Raw genomic sequence first — 13,023 nt, forward strand, 5'->3', positions numbered from 1 at the left:
CGCCGCAATCAGGCGATGATGTCGGGGGTGATCTCATCCTCCAGCCGGGCGATCTGGTCCTTCAGGGCCAGCTTCTGCTTTTTCAGCCGTTGCAGGGCCAGCGATGAGGTCAGTTGCTGCGCCGACAGGGCCGCGATCGCCTCGTCCAGGTCGCGGTGTTCGCAGCGCAGCGCCACCAGCTTGGCACGGGCGATTTCGTCATGGGACATTTCATGGTGCATGTTCATCTGGCTCGGCCCGGCTGGAGGCGATTGGTCTTGGCATCGACTATAACCATTAGCAGCGCCCATGTTAACAAGATGCTGCACGGCACGCAGATTCTTCCCCCGAATTCACCCCCGGATCCTGGGGCCTTGCACCTGCTGGCTTGCGTTCACATATTGAGCCCAAGGCGGATTGCCGCAAACGGGGTCCGCGCCACAGTCGCTTGATGGGCAGAGGGCTGACATGACAAAGATTTCACTGGGGGCGCATCCCTATCTTCTGGGCTTCGACCAGATCGAGCGCCTGGCCGAACGGGCCGCCAAGGGCGCCGAGGGCTATCCCCCCTATAACATCGAACATATCGCGCCCGACGGGTTCCGAATTACGCTGGCCGTGGCGGGCTTTGGCGAAGACGACCTGGCCGTCACGACCGAGGATCGGCAGCTTGTCATCCGGGGCCGGATGGCGGAACCGGAAGGGGATCGCGTGTTCCTGCACCGGGGCATCGCCGCACGGGCATTCCAACGCAGCTTCGTTCTGGCCGACGGGGTCGAGGTCGAGGGTGCAGCCATCGAAAACGGCTTGTTGCACGTGGATCTGAAGCGCATCCATCCGCAGCAGGTCGTCCAGACCATTCCGATCAGCCGTAAGTAAAGGGGATCATCATGGATACCAAATTCGATTTCGGCGGCATCGACGCCGAGAAAACCGTTTACATCCGGCAGGTCGAGACCAGCACCCTGCCGCAGGAAATCCGCCAGCAACTGAGCGGCATCGACAGCATGTATGCGGTCCATGACGTTGACGGGGAACGCCTGGCCCTGGTCAAGGACCGCCATCTGGCCTTTGTTCTGGCCCGGCAGAACGAACTGACCCCGGTCAGCGTCCACTGACCCCCTCGCGGCGGGGCGGATCGACCGCCTTGCCGCGCAGGCTTGTCCGCAGGGCCAGCACCACCAGGATCGCGCTGAAGGCGCAAAGCTGATAGGTCAGCGCATGCGCCATCGCCCCCGCATAGTCGTCGCCGCCCTGCCCGTGCAGCCGGACGAAGAACAGGCTGGACACGATGGCGATCCCGATGGCCGCGCCGACCTGCTGGAAAGCCTGCATCGCCCCCGATCCCGCGCCCGCGTCCTTGCCCGGTACCGATTGCAGCACCGACTGGAACAGCGGAGAGATCGTCAGCCCCATCCCGAACCCGCAGATGGCAAGCGGCGCGATCAGCGTGGCCGGGGTAAATGTCTGCGGCGGATGGCCCGTGACATGGCGCAGCAGGATCATTCCCGCCAGCATGACCGTCACGCCCGCAGCCATGCGGCCCGACAGCCACTTCGTGCCGAAACGCCCGGTGACATAGCTGCCCAACATGATGCCCAGCGGAAAGGGCGCGGTCGCAATGCCCGATTGCATCGGGTCCAGGCCAAAGCCCGTCTGCAGATAGATCGCCAGCACCAAAAACATTCCCGGTATGGCCGAGAAATGCAGCATCACCATCGCCACCCCTGACAGGAACCCGCCATTGCGCATCAGCGTCACCGGCAGCAGTTGCGCGCGGTCCTGCCGCGACAGCCTCACCTGCCGCCATATGAACAGCGCGCCCAGCGGCAGGGATGCCAGGATCATGGCGATGCACCACCAGGGCCAGCCCAGCAGCGCGCCTTCGATCACCGGCAGGACCACCAGCACCACCGCCACCGAGAACAGGCCGATGCCGATCCAGTCAATCCGCATCCGCCGGTCCGAGGACAGCGCCGGGATCCAGCGAAGCCCTGCCGCGATCACGAACAGCCCGACCGGCAGGTTGACAAGGAAGATCGGGCGCCAGCCCATCCCCGAAATGTCGCCGGTGATCAGTGCCCCGCCCAGCAGCGGGCCGCTTACCGCGCCCAGGCTGGCGACCACCCCCGCCAGGGCGAAGGCCCGCGCCTTCTGTTCGGGCGGAAACATGACGTGCATGATCGCCATGACCTGCGGCACCATCATCGCCCCGCCGATGCCTTGCAGCGCGCGCGACCAGATCAGCATCGGCATGGTCTGCGCCAATCCGCACAGCGCCGATGCCAGCGTGAACAGCCCCACGCCCCACAGGAACAGCCGCTTGCGCCCGAACTTGTCGCCGAACCGCCCAAAGGGCAGCAGCCCCGCCGCGAAGGCCAGCACATAGGCCGCCGACACCCATTCGATCTGCGCCGCCGTCGCGTTCAGGTTTTCCCGGATCGAGGGCAGCGCCACGTTGACGATGCTCACGTCGATCAGGTTCATGAAGTTGCCCAGCAGCAACAGGACCGTCGCCAGCCAGGGATTGTAACCGGAATCGCCTGTGCGCATCGGGGGGATGGTCCTGTCTGTTTGCAGATCGTGAAGCCCCGCCGGTCTAAAAGGTTCCGCCGGGGACCACCACCCGCACCCCGATCCGATCCTGGTGCGGGCGATAGATGTCCTGTGCCGCGGCATCGGACAGCATCAGATGCGTGGCCCCGAAATTGCGCGCCACCATTCCTTGCCACAGCGCCGCCTGGGGACCGGGGGGCGGGGCCACCGGCAGGGACGCCAGGATGGCGCCGGCAGGCGTATCGACCGCAAAGCCTGCCATGGGCTGGACCAGCAAGGCGGCGTCCATGTCTTGGGCCATACGCGCAGCCGCCCTGACCTGATCGGCATGATCGGGCTGGACGGCCAGAACGCGGTCGATGCGGCCATCCCGCCACAGCGCGCGCACCTTATTCGGGGCGGTGCTGTCCGGGCGGCGCAGGCCCTTGACCTTGCCGCCCAGCAGGACCGGATCGCCCCAGGCATCGGTCACGGACATGACCGCCACCACGCCGCCCCCATCGCGCAGGGCGATATCGTCGCCGGGCTGCACCCGTCCTGAAAAATCCGCGCTTACCTGCAAGGCCAGGGGCACCGGCCAGGCCCCGTCCGGCACGGCGCTGTACTCTGCCTCGCTCATATAGCCACGCAGGGGGGCAAGGGCGCCGTTCATCAGCAAGGCCAGTTCACCTTTCTGCCGCGCGTCCAGCATCCAGGCTGGCAGCTTTTCCGCCTCGGCCTGCAAGGCTGTGGCGGCATCGGGGGAAACATAAAGCTCTCGGACGGGGGTCTGGTGGGGATGGGTCATGCCCCCGACTAGCGCAGGCGGTGCCGTTTGTCATCCGCGCGCGATGGGTGTAGGGATCGGGCCGTTAACGCCAACAGGGGGTCCGCATGACCGATATCCGCGCCGTGATCTTCGACATGGACGGCTGCCTGGTGGACAGCGAACCGATGTCGCTGGCAACCCTTGCCGACCTGATGGCGGCCGAGGGTCTGGAAACCACCATGGACGAGCTGCGGCGGAAATTCCTGGGCGTGTCGATCCAGTCCATCGTCAGCCATATCGCCAAGGCGCTGGACCGTGACGACCTGCCCGATTTCGCCCGCGATTTCGAAGACCGGCTGCTGGCGCGCTATCCCACGGAACTGCGCGTGATCCCCGGCATTCCCGACCTGCTGGACGACCTGGCGGCGCGCGGCATCGCGGTGGCGATTGCCACGGGCAGTTCGGTCCACCGGCTTGGCATGACCTTGCAGGTGGCGGGGCTGGCGGATCGGTTCGGCGCCAACACGTTCAGCGCCGATCAGGTCGCGCGGGGCAAGCCTGCCCCCGACCTGTTCCTGCTGGCCGCGGAACGGCTGGGCATCCCTGCCGATGCCTGCGCGGTGATGGAGGATTCGCCCCATGGGATCGTCGGCGCGCGCGCCGCGGGGATGCGGGCGGTGGGATTCACCGGGGGCAGCCATCTGTCCGGGATCCAGGCCGACCATGCGCGCCGCCTGTCCGAGGCCGGCGCCGTCGCGGTGCTGCCGGGTCTTGACGGATTGCTGGACGCGCTTCTGGATCATCAGCCGACAGGCGTTTGAACAACGACATCAGGGGGACACATGAGTTTTCTGGGAATCGACCTTGGCACCTCGGGCCTGCGGGCGCTTCTGGTGGACGGCGGCGGCAAGCCGATCGGTTCGACCGAACGGCATTATCCGGTCAGCCATCCCCATTCCGGCTGGTCCGAACAGGATCCCGCCGACTGGATCGCCGCGCTTGAGGGCGCCGTGGCCGAGTTGCGCGACCGCCATCCCGAATTTTCGGCCCTGCGCGGCATCGGCGTGGCGGGCCATATGCACGGCGCGACGCTGCTGGACGCCGAGGACCGGGTGATCCGCCCCTGCATCCTGTGGAACGACACCCGCAGCCACGCGCAGGCCGCCCGGCTGGACGCCACCCCCGGTATGCGCGATCTGTCGGGCAACATCGTCTTTCCCGGTTTCACCGCGCCCAAGCTGGAATGGGTGCGCGACAATGAACCCGAAAACCACGCCCGCGTCGCCCGCGTGCTGCTGCCCGCGGCCTTCCTGAACCTGTATCTGACGGGCGATGCCGTATCGGATATGTCGGACGCGGCGGGCACGTCCTGGCTGGATACCGGCGCGCGCGACTGGTCGGACGCGCTGCTGGCGGCGGGCCATATGCGGCGCGACCAGATGCCCCGGCTGGTCGAGGGGTCGGCCCCCGCAGGCCAGTTGCGCGGGGACCTGGCGCGGGCCTGGGGGCTGTCCCATCCGGTCGTGGTGGCGGGGGGCGCGGGCGACAATGCCGCCGCCGCCTGCGGCATCGGCGCGATGCGCGAAGGCCAGGGCTTTGTGTCGCTGGGAACCTCGGGCGTGCTGCTGGCGGCGCGGGACGGCTATCACCCGGCACCCGAAACGGCGCTGCACACCTTTTGCCACGCGGTGCCAGGCACCTGGTATCAGATGGGGGTGATGCTGTCGGCGACGGACAGCCTCAACTGGCTGTCCCAGATCACCGGCGCGCGCCCGGCCAAGCTGACGGCAGGCCTAGGCGACACATTGCAGGCACCCGGAACCGTGCGCTTCCTGCCCTATCTGTCGGGCGAAAGGACGCCCCATAACGACGCCGTCATTCGCGGCGCCTTCACGGGGCTGGGATCCGGCACCACGCGCGACGACCTGACCCGCGCGGTCCTGGAAGGCGTGGCCTTTGGCCTGCGCGACAGCCACCAGGCGCTGAAGGAAACCGGCGCGCGGCTGGACCGGATGATGGCCATCGGCGGCGGCGCGCGGTCGCGGTACTGGCTGCGGGTGATCGCGACGGCGCTGGACGTGACCCTGGCCCTGCCCGCCGACGGAGAGTTCGGCGCGGCCCTGGGTGCTGCGCGGCTGGGCATGGCGGCGGCCGGTGGGGGCCGCGTGAACGACATCATGACCGCGCCGGATGTGGTCGAGGAGATCGCGCCCGATGCCGCGCTGCGGGACCATTTCGATGCGGGGTATCAGGCGTTCCGCGCCGCCTATCCCGCGATCCGTGGGGTGCAGTAGAACCCGAAGGATCGGCCGACCAGAAATCCGCAACGGCACGTTCCCCGCAATCTCGTGACGGGCCGTCGCATTGGATTCGGCGGGCCCGGCGCTATCTAGGAACCAGGAAACGGCTGCAGGAAAGCGGAGACAGGCAGATGCGATTTCGCCACGGGGTATTGGCATTGGCGATCTGCGCCGCACTTGCCGCAGGCGCGGCGGCGGTGGGCATCGGCCAATCCGGGGACAGCACCGGCGCAAGCGTGCTGACCACCCCCGTCGCGCGCGGCGATATCGAGGTGACGGTCCTGGCCCAAGGCACCATCAAGCCGCGCAACCTGGTGGCGGTCGGGGCGCAGGCATCCGGGCGGATCACCAGCATTGCCGTGGAACTGGGCCAGACGGTCCGAACGGGCGACCTGATCGCGGAAATCGATTCGGTCAACCAGCGAAATGCCCTGCGCACCGCGCAATCCGACCTGGCCGTGGCCCGCGCGCAGCGGCTGGAACGGGAATCGACGCTGGATCTGGCCGAACGAACCCTGGAGCGGCTGGAAAAATTGCAGCGCAGCAACCTGTCCCTGCAGGCCGAATACGACGGGGCGGTGTCCGACGTGGCCGTGTCCAAGGCCCAGATCCAGGCGCTCGACGCCCAGATCGCCCAAGCCCAGGTTGCCATCGAGACCGCGCAGGCGAACCTGGACTACACCCGCATCACCGCGCCCAGCGACGGCACCGTCCTGGCGATCACCGCCCAGCAGGGACAGACGGTCAACGCCGCGCAATCCGCGCCCACCATCGTCGTGCTGGGCGACCTGACCCGGATGGAGGTGTTTGCCGAAATCTCGGAAGCCGATATCGGCCAGGTCGAACCCGGCCAGCAGGTCTGGTTCACCACCCTGGGCGCGCCCGGCCGCCGGTACGAGGCTGTGCTGGAAGCCGTGGCCCCGGCCCCCGAATCCATCGTGAACGACCCCAGCATCGGAGGCACCGCAGCCAGCAGCGCCGCGGCCGAGGCGATCTATTACAACGGCCGCTTCACCGTCCCGAACCCGGACGGCACCTTGCGCACCTACATGACGGCCGAGGTGCATATCGTCATGGGCACGGCGCGGGACGTGCTGACGGTTCCGTCCATGGCGCTTGGATCGCCCGATGGCGACGGGCGCTATCGCCTGCAGGTCCAGGGCAGCGACGGCACCTTGTCGGATCGCGTGGTCAGCGTCGGCCTGAACGACAAGGTCATGGCCGAGATCACCGATGGCCTGGCCGAGGGCGAGAAGATCGTGACCGGCACCGGCGGCGACAGCCCCTCGCGCGGCCCGCTTGCCGGGATGCCGCGCGGGATGCGGGGCTGATCGCGTGGCCCAGCCGATCATCCAGTTGTCCGGCATCGGGCGCAGCTATCCCCAGGGCGACGGCGCGCTGACCGTTCTGCGCGACGTGGACCTGTCCATCGCGCCCGGCGAATTCGTGGCGATCATGGGGGCGTCCGGGTCGGGCAAGACCACGCTGATGAACATCCTGGGCTGCCTGGACCGGCCCAGCACCGGCACCTACCGTTTCGCGGGCCAGGACATCGGCACGCTGGACAATGCCCAATTGGCGGCGCTGCGGCGCGAACGCTTTGGCTTCATCTTCCAGCGGTATCACCTGCTGCCGGAACTGACCGCGCTTGGCAACGTCGAAATCCCCGCCGTCTACCGGGGCGAGGCCGCATCCGCCCGCCGCGCGCGGGCAGCATCGCTTCTGGACAGGCTGGGCATGGGCGCGCGGCTGGACCACCGCCCGGCGGCCCTGTCGGGCGGCCAGCAGCAGCGCGTGTCCATCGCCCGCGCGCTGATGAACGACGCCAGCGTCATCCTGGCGGACGAGCCGACCGGCGCCCTAGACAGCCGCAGCGGCGAGGAAGTGCTGTCCATCCTGTCGGAACTGAACGCGGACGGGCGCACGATCATCATCGTCACCCACGACCCCAAGGTCGCCGCCCGCGCCCGCCGCGTCATCGAAATCAGCGACGGCCGCATCATCGCCGACCGCCGCAACCAGCCCGACACCGCCGCCGCCGTCCGCCGCCAAGCGGCGGCCAGGGGTGCATCCGCCCTGCCCGGCTCGGCCTTTTTCGAGGCCTTGCGCATGGCGGTCGTATCCATGCGCGCGCACAAGCTGCGCAGTTTCCTGACCATGCTGGGCATCATCATCGGCATCGCATCCGTCGTGTCGGTGGTGGCCCTGGGCGAGGGGTCGCGCCAGCGGGTGCTGGCCAACATCTCCTCTCTGGGGACCAATACGCTGGAAGTGTTTCCGGGCCGGGACTTTGGCGACATGAGGTCGGGGCGGATCCAGACGCTTGTGGCATCCGATGCCGAGGCGCTGGCCCGCCTGCCCTTTGTCGCGGCAGCCACACCCGGCACCGCGGCCACGGCCACCATCCGCTTTGGCGGAACGCAGGCCAATGCCCAGATCAGCGGCGTGGGGGCGGATTACTTCACCGTCACAGGATCGGCGATCATCGCGGGCCGCGGCTTCGACACGACCGCCATCGCCCGCATGGCGCAGGAGGTCGTGATCGACACCAACACCCGCGACAGCCTGTTCGCGGACCGCATGGACGATGGCGTGGGCCAGGTGATCTATGCGGGCAACGCCATGCTGCGGGTGATCGGCGTGGCCGAGATCGCGTCGCGCGGTCCGGGGGGCAGCCAGACCCTGCGGCTCTATGCGCCCTATACCACCGTCCAGGCGCGCTATCTGGGAACCAGCACCCTGTCCAGCCTGACCCTGCGCATTGCCGACGAAGCCGACATGGCGGCGGCGCAGGCGGCGGTGACCGACTTCCTGGCCCAGCGGCACGGCACGCAGGATTTCTTCATCTTCAACACCGACCAGATCCGGGAAACCATCACCAGCACCACCGGCGCGCTGACCTTGCTGATTTCGGCCATTGCGGTGATCTCGCTTGTGGTGGGGGGCATCGGGGTGATGAACATCATGCTGGTCTCGGTCACCGAACGCGTGTCCGAAATCGGGCTGCGCATGGCGGTGGGGGCGCGGCGCAGCGACATCCTGCAACAGTTCCTGATCGAGGCCGTGCTGGTCTGCATGATCGGCGGCGTGCTGGGGATCGGGGCGGCGCTTGGCTTCGGCGTCGTCTTTGACCGCTTCAGCACCGGCTTTACCATGATCCAGTCCCCCAACGCGATGATCGCGGCCCTGGTCAGTTCGACCCTGATCGGCATCACCTTCGGTTTCCTGCCCGCCCGCAGCGCCGCGCGCATGGACCCCGTCGCCGCCTTGTCAAAGGGTTAGGTCCTGCAATTTGCCTCACTCGGGCGGAAATTTGTCTGCCCGGATAAGACCTTCCGAAAAAACCATTTGTGTCGGGCCGGAATGCTGACGCAATCTGATCCCAGGATGACGGCATCGCGCAATGCCGCATAACCGGTCTGGGAGGACTTATGACTGCTTCTAAACTGATCGGCGCCTTGTGCGCCGCAACGATCCTGAGTGCGCCGGCATGGGCGCAAACCTATCCCGAACGCCAGATCACCATGGTCGTGCCGTTTTCGGCCGGGGGGCCGACCGACACCGTGGCGCGTCTTGTGGCCGAGCGGATGTCGGCCGACCTGGGCCAGCAGATCGTTGTGCAGAACGTGGGCGGCGCCGGGGGCACGCTGGGCGCGGGCCAGGTCGCCAATGCCGAGGCCGACGGATACACCGTGCTGCTGCATCATATCGGCATGGCGACATCCGATACGCTGTATCGCAACTTGGCCTATGAAACGCTGGACGCGTTCGAATATGTGGGCCTTGTGACCGAGGTGCCGATGGTCGTCACCGCGCGCCAGGATTTCGAACCCGCCGATTTCCCGGCCTTCATCGAATACGTCAAGGCCAACGGCGATTCGCTGACGCTGGCCAATGCGGGCATCGGGGCCGCCAGTCACCTGTGTGGGATGCTGCTGATGCAGGCGCTTGAAGTGCCGCTGGTCACGGTGCCGTACAAGGGCACCGGCCCGGCCATGACCGACCTTCTGGGCGGCCAGGTGGACATCATGTGCGACCAGACCACCAACACCACCCAGCAGATCAAGGGCGGCACGATCAAGGCCTATGCCGTGACCACGCCCGAACGGCTTGACCTGTTCCCCGACCTGCCCACCGCCGCCGAATCCGGGTTGGAGGCGATGCAGTTCGGCATCTGGCACGGCATCTATACCCCGAAAGGCACCGCGCCCGAAATCAATGCGCGCCTGTCGGAATCGCTGCAAAAGGCGCTTGCCGACGAAGGCGTGGCCAAGGCCATGGCCGACCTGGGCACCGCGCCCTCGTCCGCCGAGGAGGCCACACCCGAGGCGCTGAAGGCCAAGCTTGAATCCGAAATCGCCCGCTGGAAGCCGGTGATCGAGGCTGCGGGCGTTTACGCCGACTGATCCACGCGCCCGCCGCCATCCCGGCGGCGGGTTCCATTGCGGCATGGGGGGATCATGTCCACGAAACCGAAAGACGGCACCGATATCGCGGCGGGCCTGCTGTTCATGGCCATCGCGGGCTTTTTTGGCTGGCAGGGGCTGGGGCTTGACCTGGGAACCTCGACCCGCATGGGACCGGGGTATTTCCCGATGGTCCTGTCGGGGCTGCTGTTCATCCTGGGGGCGGTGATCCTGTTCAAGGCCTTCGGGCGGCCCGATGACGAACCCATGGGCCGCATAGCCTGGCGGGGCATCCTGTTCATCCTGCCCGCGCCGATCTTCTTTGGCCTGACGGTGCGCGGCCTGGGCTTTGTGCCCGCGCTGTTCATCACCACGCTGATCGCCAGCCAGGCATCCGTGCGGATGCGGCCCTTGCCCGCGCTGATCCTGGCGGTGGCCGTCACGATCATGTCCACACTGATCTTCAGCTATGGCCTGGGGCTGCCGTTCCGGCGCTTCGGTCCCTGGCTGCCGCTGTAAGGGGCGCCCATGGACCTGCTGTCAAACCTCGCCCTGGGCTTCGGCGTCGCATCCTCGCTCGAAAACCTGGCCTTTTGCCTGATCGGGGTGCTGCTGGGCACGCTGATCGGGGTGCTGCCCGGCATCGGCGCCACCGCCACCATCGCCATGCTGCTGCCGATCACGTTCCAGCTGGAACCCGTGTCCTCGCTGATCATGCTGGCGGGCATCTATTATGGCGCGCAATACGGCGGATCGACCACGGCGATCCTGATCAACATGCCGGGCGAAAGTTCGTCCGCCGTGACCGCCATCGACGGATACCAGATGGCCCGCCAGGGCCGCGCGGGAACGGCGCTTGCCACGGCGGCCTTGGGGTCGTTCTTCGCGGGCAGCGTGGCGACTTTCCTGGTGGCGATCTTTGCGCCCCCCTTGACCACCATCGCCCTGAAATTTGGCGCGGCCGAATATTTCAGCCTGATGGTGATGGGCCTGGTCATGTCGGTGGCCCTGGCCCATGGGTCGGTCCTGAAAGCCCTGGCCATGGTGGTGCTGGGCCTGCTGCTGGGCATGGTCGGCACCGATGTCTATACCGGCGCGCCGCGCTTCACGATGGGCATCACCCAGTTCGCGGACGGGCTGAATTTCGTGGCGGTGGCCGTGGGCGTCTTCGGCATCGCGGAAATCCTGCGCAACCTGGAAGACGAACACGACCGGCAGGTGATGACCAAGAACATCAACCGCCTGTTCCCCACCCGCGACGAGTTCCGCCAGATGGTCGGTCCGGTTCTGCGCGGCACGGCGGTGGGGTCCGTCCTGGGCATCCTGCCGGGCGGTGGCGCGATCCTGGCGGCATTCGCCAGCTATACAGTCGAAAAGAAGCTGTCGAAGAACCCCGGCGAGTTCGGCAAGGGGGCACTTGCCGGTGTCGCCGGCCCTGAGTCCGCCAACAACGCAGGTGCGCAGACGAGCTTCATTCCCCTGTTAACCCTCGGCATCCCCGCAAACCCGGTGATGGCGCTGATGATCGGGGCCATGATCATTCAGGGCATCGTGCCGGGACCGAACGTGGTCAGCGAACAGCCGCAGCTGTTTTGGGGCATCATCGCCTCGATGTGGATCGGCAACCTGATGCTGGTGGTTCTGAACCTGCCCCTGATCGGGCTGTGGGTGAAGCTGCTGACCGTGCCCTATTACGTGCTGTTCCCGATCATCATGGCGATGTGTTCCATCGGGGTCTATTCCGTCAACTCGAACCCCTATGACCTGTTCGCCGTCGCCGGTTTCGGCCTGCTGGGATACATCATGTCCAAGCTGCGCTGCGAGCCCGCGCCGCTGCTGCTGGGCTTCGTCCTGGGTCCGCTGCTGGAGGAAAACCTGCGCCGGGCGATGATCCTGTCGCGCGGCGATCCCACCACCTTTGTCACAAGGCCCATCAGCGCCGCCCTGCTGATCCTGTCGCTGGCGATCCTGGTGCTGGTGTTCCTGCCCCAGATCCGCAAGCGCCGCGACGAGGTCTTCACCGAAACCGACGCCTGACCACAACCAAGGAAGATTACCATGCCATCCATCACCCGCCGCGTCCTACTGGCATCGACCCTGGCCCTGGGCCTTGCCGGAACGGCAGCCGCCGAATTTCCCGAACGCCAGGTTACCCTAGTCATCCCCTTTGCCGCAGGCGGTTCCACCGACGTGGTGGGCCGCATCGTCGCCGAACGGATGAGCGCGGAACTGGGCCAGCAGATCGTCGTCCAGAACGTCGGCGGCGCGGGCGGCAGCCTGGGCGCGCAGCAGGTCGCCCAGGCCAAGCCTGATGGCTATACGATCCTGATGGGCACCGTCGCCACGCACGCCCTGAACCCGTTGATCCTGAAGCAGAAGCCCTATGACCCGGTGGCGGATTTCGCGCCCGTGTCGCTGCTGGTGCTGGTGCCGAACGTGCTGGCGGTCCATCCCGACGTGCCTGCCCAGACCGTGCAGGAACTGATCGACTTGGCCAAGGCGGAACCGCTGGCCTATGCCTCCTCGGGCAACGGCACGCCGCTGCACCTGTCGGGCGAGTTGTTCAAGGCCATGGCAGGGGTCGAGATCGACCACATCCCCTACAAGGGATCCGGCCCGGCGCTGACGGATGTGCTGGGCAACCAGGTGCCGATCATCTTCGACAACCTGCCCTCGGCTTCCGGGCATATCAGCAGCGGCAAGCTGCGCGCCCTGGGCGTGACCACGGCGGAACGCGCACCCAGCTTCCCCGACGTGCCCGCCATCGCCGAAACCCTGCCGGGTTATGAAACCTACAGCTGGAACGCCCTGTTCGCCCCCGCAGGCACCCCGCCCGAGGCTGTCGAGGCGCTTGCCGCCGCCGCCCAGGCCGCCATGGCCGACCCGGCGGTCGTCGAACGCATGGGCGAGTTTTCCGCGACCATTGTCGCCTCGACCCCTGCGGAACTGGCGGATCATGTCGGGGACGAGATGGCGAAATGGGAACCCGTGGTCCGCGACGCCAACGTCAGCATGGATTGAACCAACCGGCCCT

At 67.0% G+C, this 13,023-nt stretch carries 13 protein-coding genes; 10 read left to right on the plus strand and 3 right to left on the minus strand.

Features of this window, described 5'->3' with window-relative positions; genetic code table 11:
- Positions 1-8: 8 nt before the first annotated feature.
- The gene (locus Q5701_RS03435) at positions 9-227 is read right to left on the minus strand and encodes a YdcH family protein (protein WP_234853531.1); all 219 of its coding nucleotides are present in this window, start codon (positions 225-227) and stop codon (positions 9-11) included.
- 220 nt (positions 228-447) lie between these two features.
- Between Q5701_RS03435 and Q5701_RS03440 the strand changes: the two genes are divergently transcribed.
- Both Q5701_RS03440 and Q5701_RS03445 read left to right on the plus strand, forming a co-directional pair.
- Positions 448-858: an Hsp20 family protein gene (locus Q5701_RS03440; protein WP_234853532.1), complete on the plus strand. Its 411-nt coding sequence runs from the start codon at positions 448-450 to the stop codon at positions 856-858.
- Between the two features lie 11 nt (positions 859-869).
- A complete protein-coding gene (locus Q5701_RS03445; RefSeq protein ID WP_306753754.1) occupies positions 870-1,097 on the plus strand; it encodes a DUF1150 family protein in 228 nt (75 codons plus the stop codon).
- Here Q5701_RS03445 and Q5701_RS03450 read toward each other — a convergent pair.
- Together Q5701_RS03450 and Q5701_RS03455 are read right to left on the minus strand one after the other, a co-directional pair.
- Complete coding sequence (locus Q5701_RS03450) at positions 1,084-2,532, minus strand: MFS transporter (protein WP_306753755.1); 1,449 nt, start codon at positions 2,530-2,532, stop codon at positions 1,084-1,086. The two genes, Q5701_RS03445 and Q5701_RS03450, sit on opposite strands and share 14 nt — an antisense overlap.
- A 46-nt stretch (positions 2,533-2,578) precedes the next feature.
- On the minus strand, positions 2,579-3,322 hold the full coding sequence (locus Q5701_RS03455) for a bifunctional sulfate adenylyltransferase/adenylylsulfate kinase (RefSeq protein ID WP_306753757.1): 744 nt from the start codon (positions 3,320-3,322) through the stop codon (positions 2,579-2,581).
- Between the two features lie 86 nt (positions 3,323-3,408).
- Here Q5701_RS03455 and Q5701_RS03460 point away from each other — a divergent pair, with 86 nt between their 5' ends.
- The 8 genes from Q5701_RS03460 (at position 3,409) to Q5701_RS03495 (ending at position 13,010) form a co-directional block, all read left to right on the plus strand.
- Positions 3,409-4,104, plus strand: coding sequence for an HAD family hydrolase (locus Q5701_RS03460; RefSeq protein WP_306753759.1), 696 nt, complete (start codon positions 3,409-3,411; stop codon positions 4,102-4,104).
- Between the two features lie 21 nt (positions 4,105-4,125).
- Complete coding sequence (xylB, locus tag Q5701_RS03465; protein ID WP_306753760.1) at positions 4,126-5,577, plus strand: xylulokinase; 1,452 nt, start codon at positions 4,126-4,128, stop codon at positions 5,575-5,577.
- A gap of 137 nt (positions 5,578-5,714) precedes the next feature.
- Positions 5,715-6,914, plus strand: coding sequence for an efflux RND transporter periplasmic adaptor subunit (locus Q5701_RS03470; protein ID WP_234853538.1), 1,200 nt, complete (start codon positions 5,715-5,717; stop codon positions 6,912-6,914).
- A gap of 4 nt (positions 6,915-6,918) precedes the next feature.
- Positions 6,919-8,865 carry a MacB family efflux pump subunit gene (locus Q5701_RS03475; protein WP_306753762.1) on the plus strand — a complete coding sequence of 649 codons (1,947 nt, stop codon included), beginning with the start codon at positions 6,919-6,921 and terminating at the stop codon, positions 8,863-8,865.
- Between the two features lie 149 nt (positions 8,866-9,014).
- Entirely contained in the window at positions 9,015-9,989 is a 975-nt protein-coding gene (locus Q5701_RS03480) for a tripartite tricarboxylate transporter substrate-binding protein (RefSeq protein WP_306753763.1), read from the plus strand.
- Between the two features lie 54 nt (positions 9,990-10,043).
- Positions 10,044-10,508, plus strand: a complete 465-nt coding sequence (locus Q5701_RS03485) for a tripartite tricarboxylate transporter TctB family protein (RefSeq protein ID WP_234853541.1) — start codon at positions 10,044-10,046, stop codon at positions 10,506-10,508.
- Positions 10,509-10,517: 9 nt separating this feature from the next.
- Positions 10,518-12,026, plus strand: a complete 1,509-nt coding sequence (locus Q5701_RS03490) for a tripartite tricarboxylate transporter permease (protein ID WP_306753766.1) — start codon at positions 10,518-10,520, stop codon at positions 12,024-12,026.
- A gap of 21 nt (positions 12,027-12,047) precedes the next feature.
- Complete coding sequence (locus Q5701_RS03495; RefSeq protein WP_306753768.1) at positions 12,048-13,010, plus strand: Bug family tripartite tricarboxylate transporter substrate binding protein; 963 nt, start codon at positions 12,048-12,050, stop codon at positions 13,008-13,010.
- Positions 13,011-13,023 lie beyond the last annotated feature (13 nt).

The organism is Paracoccus actinidiae, assembly GCF_030863885.1.
GTDB classification, from domain to species: Bacteria; Pseudomonadota; Alphaproteobacteria; order Rhodobacterales; family Rhodobacteraceae; genus Paracoccus; species Paracoccus everestensis.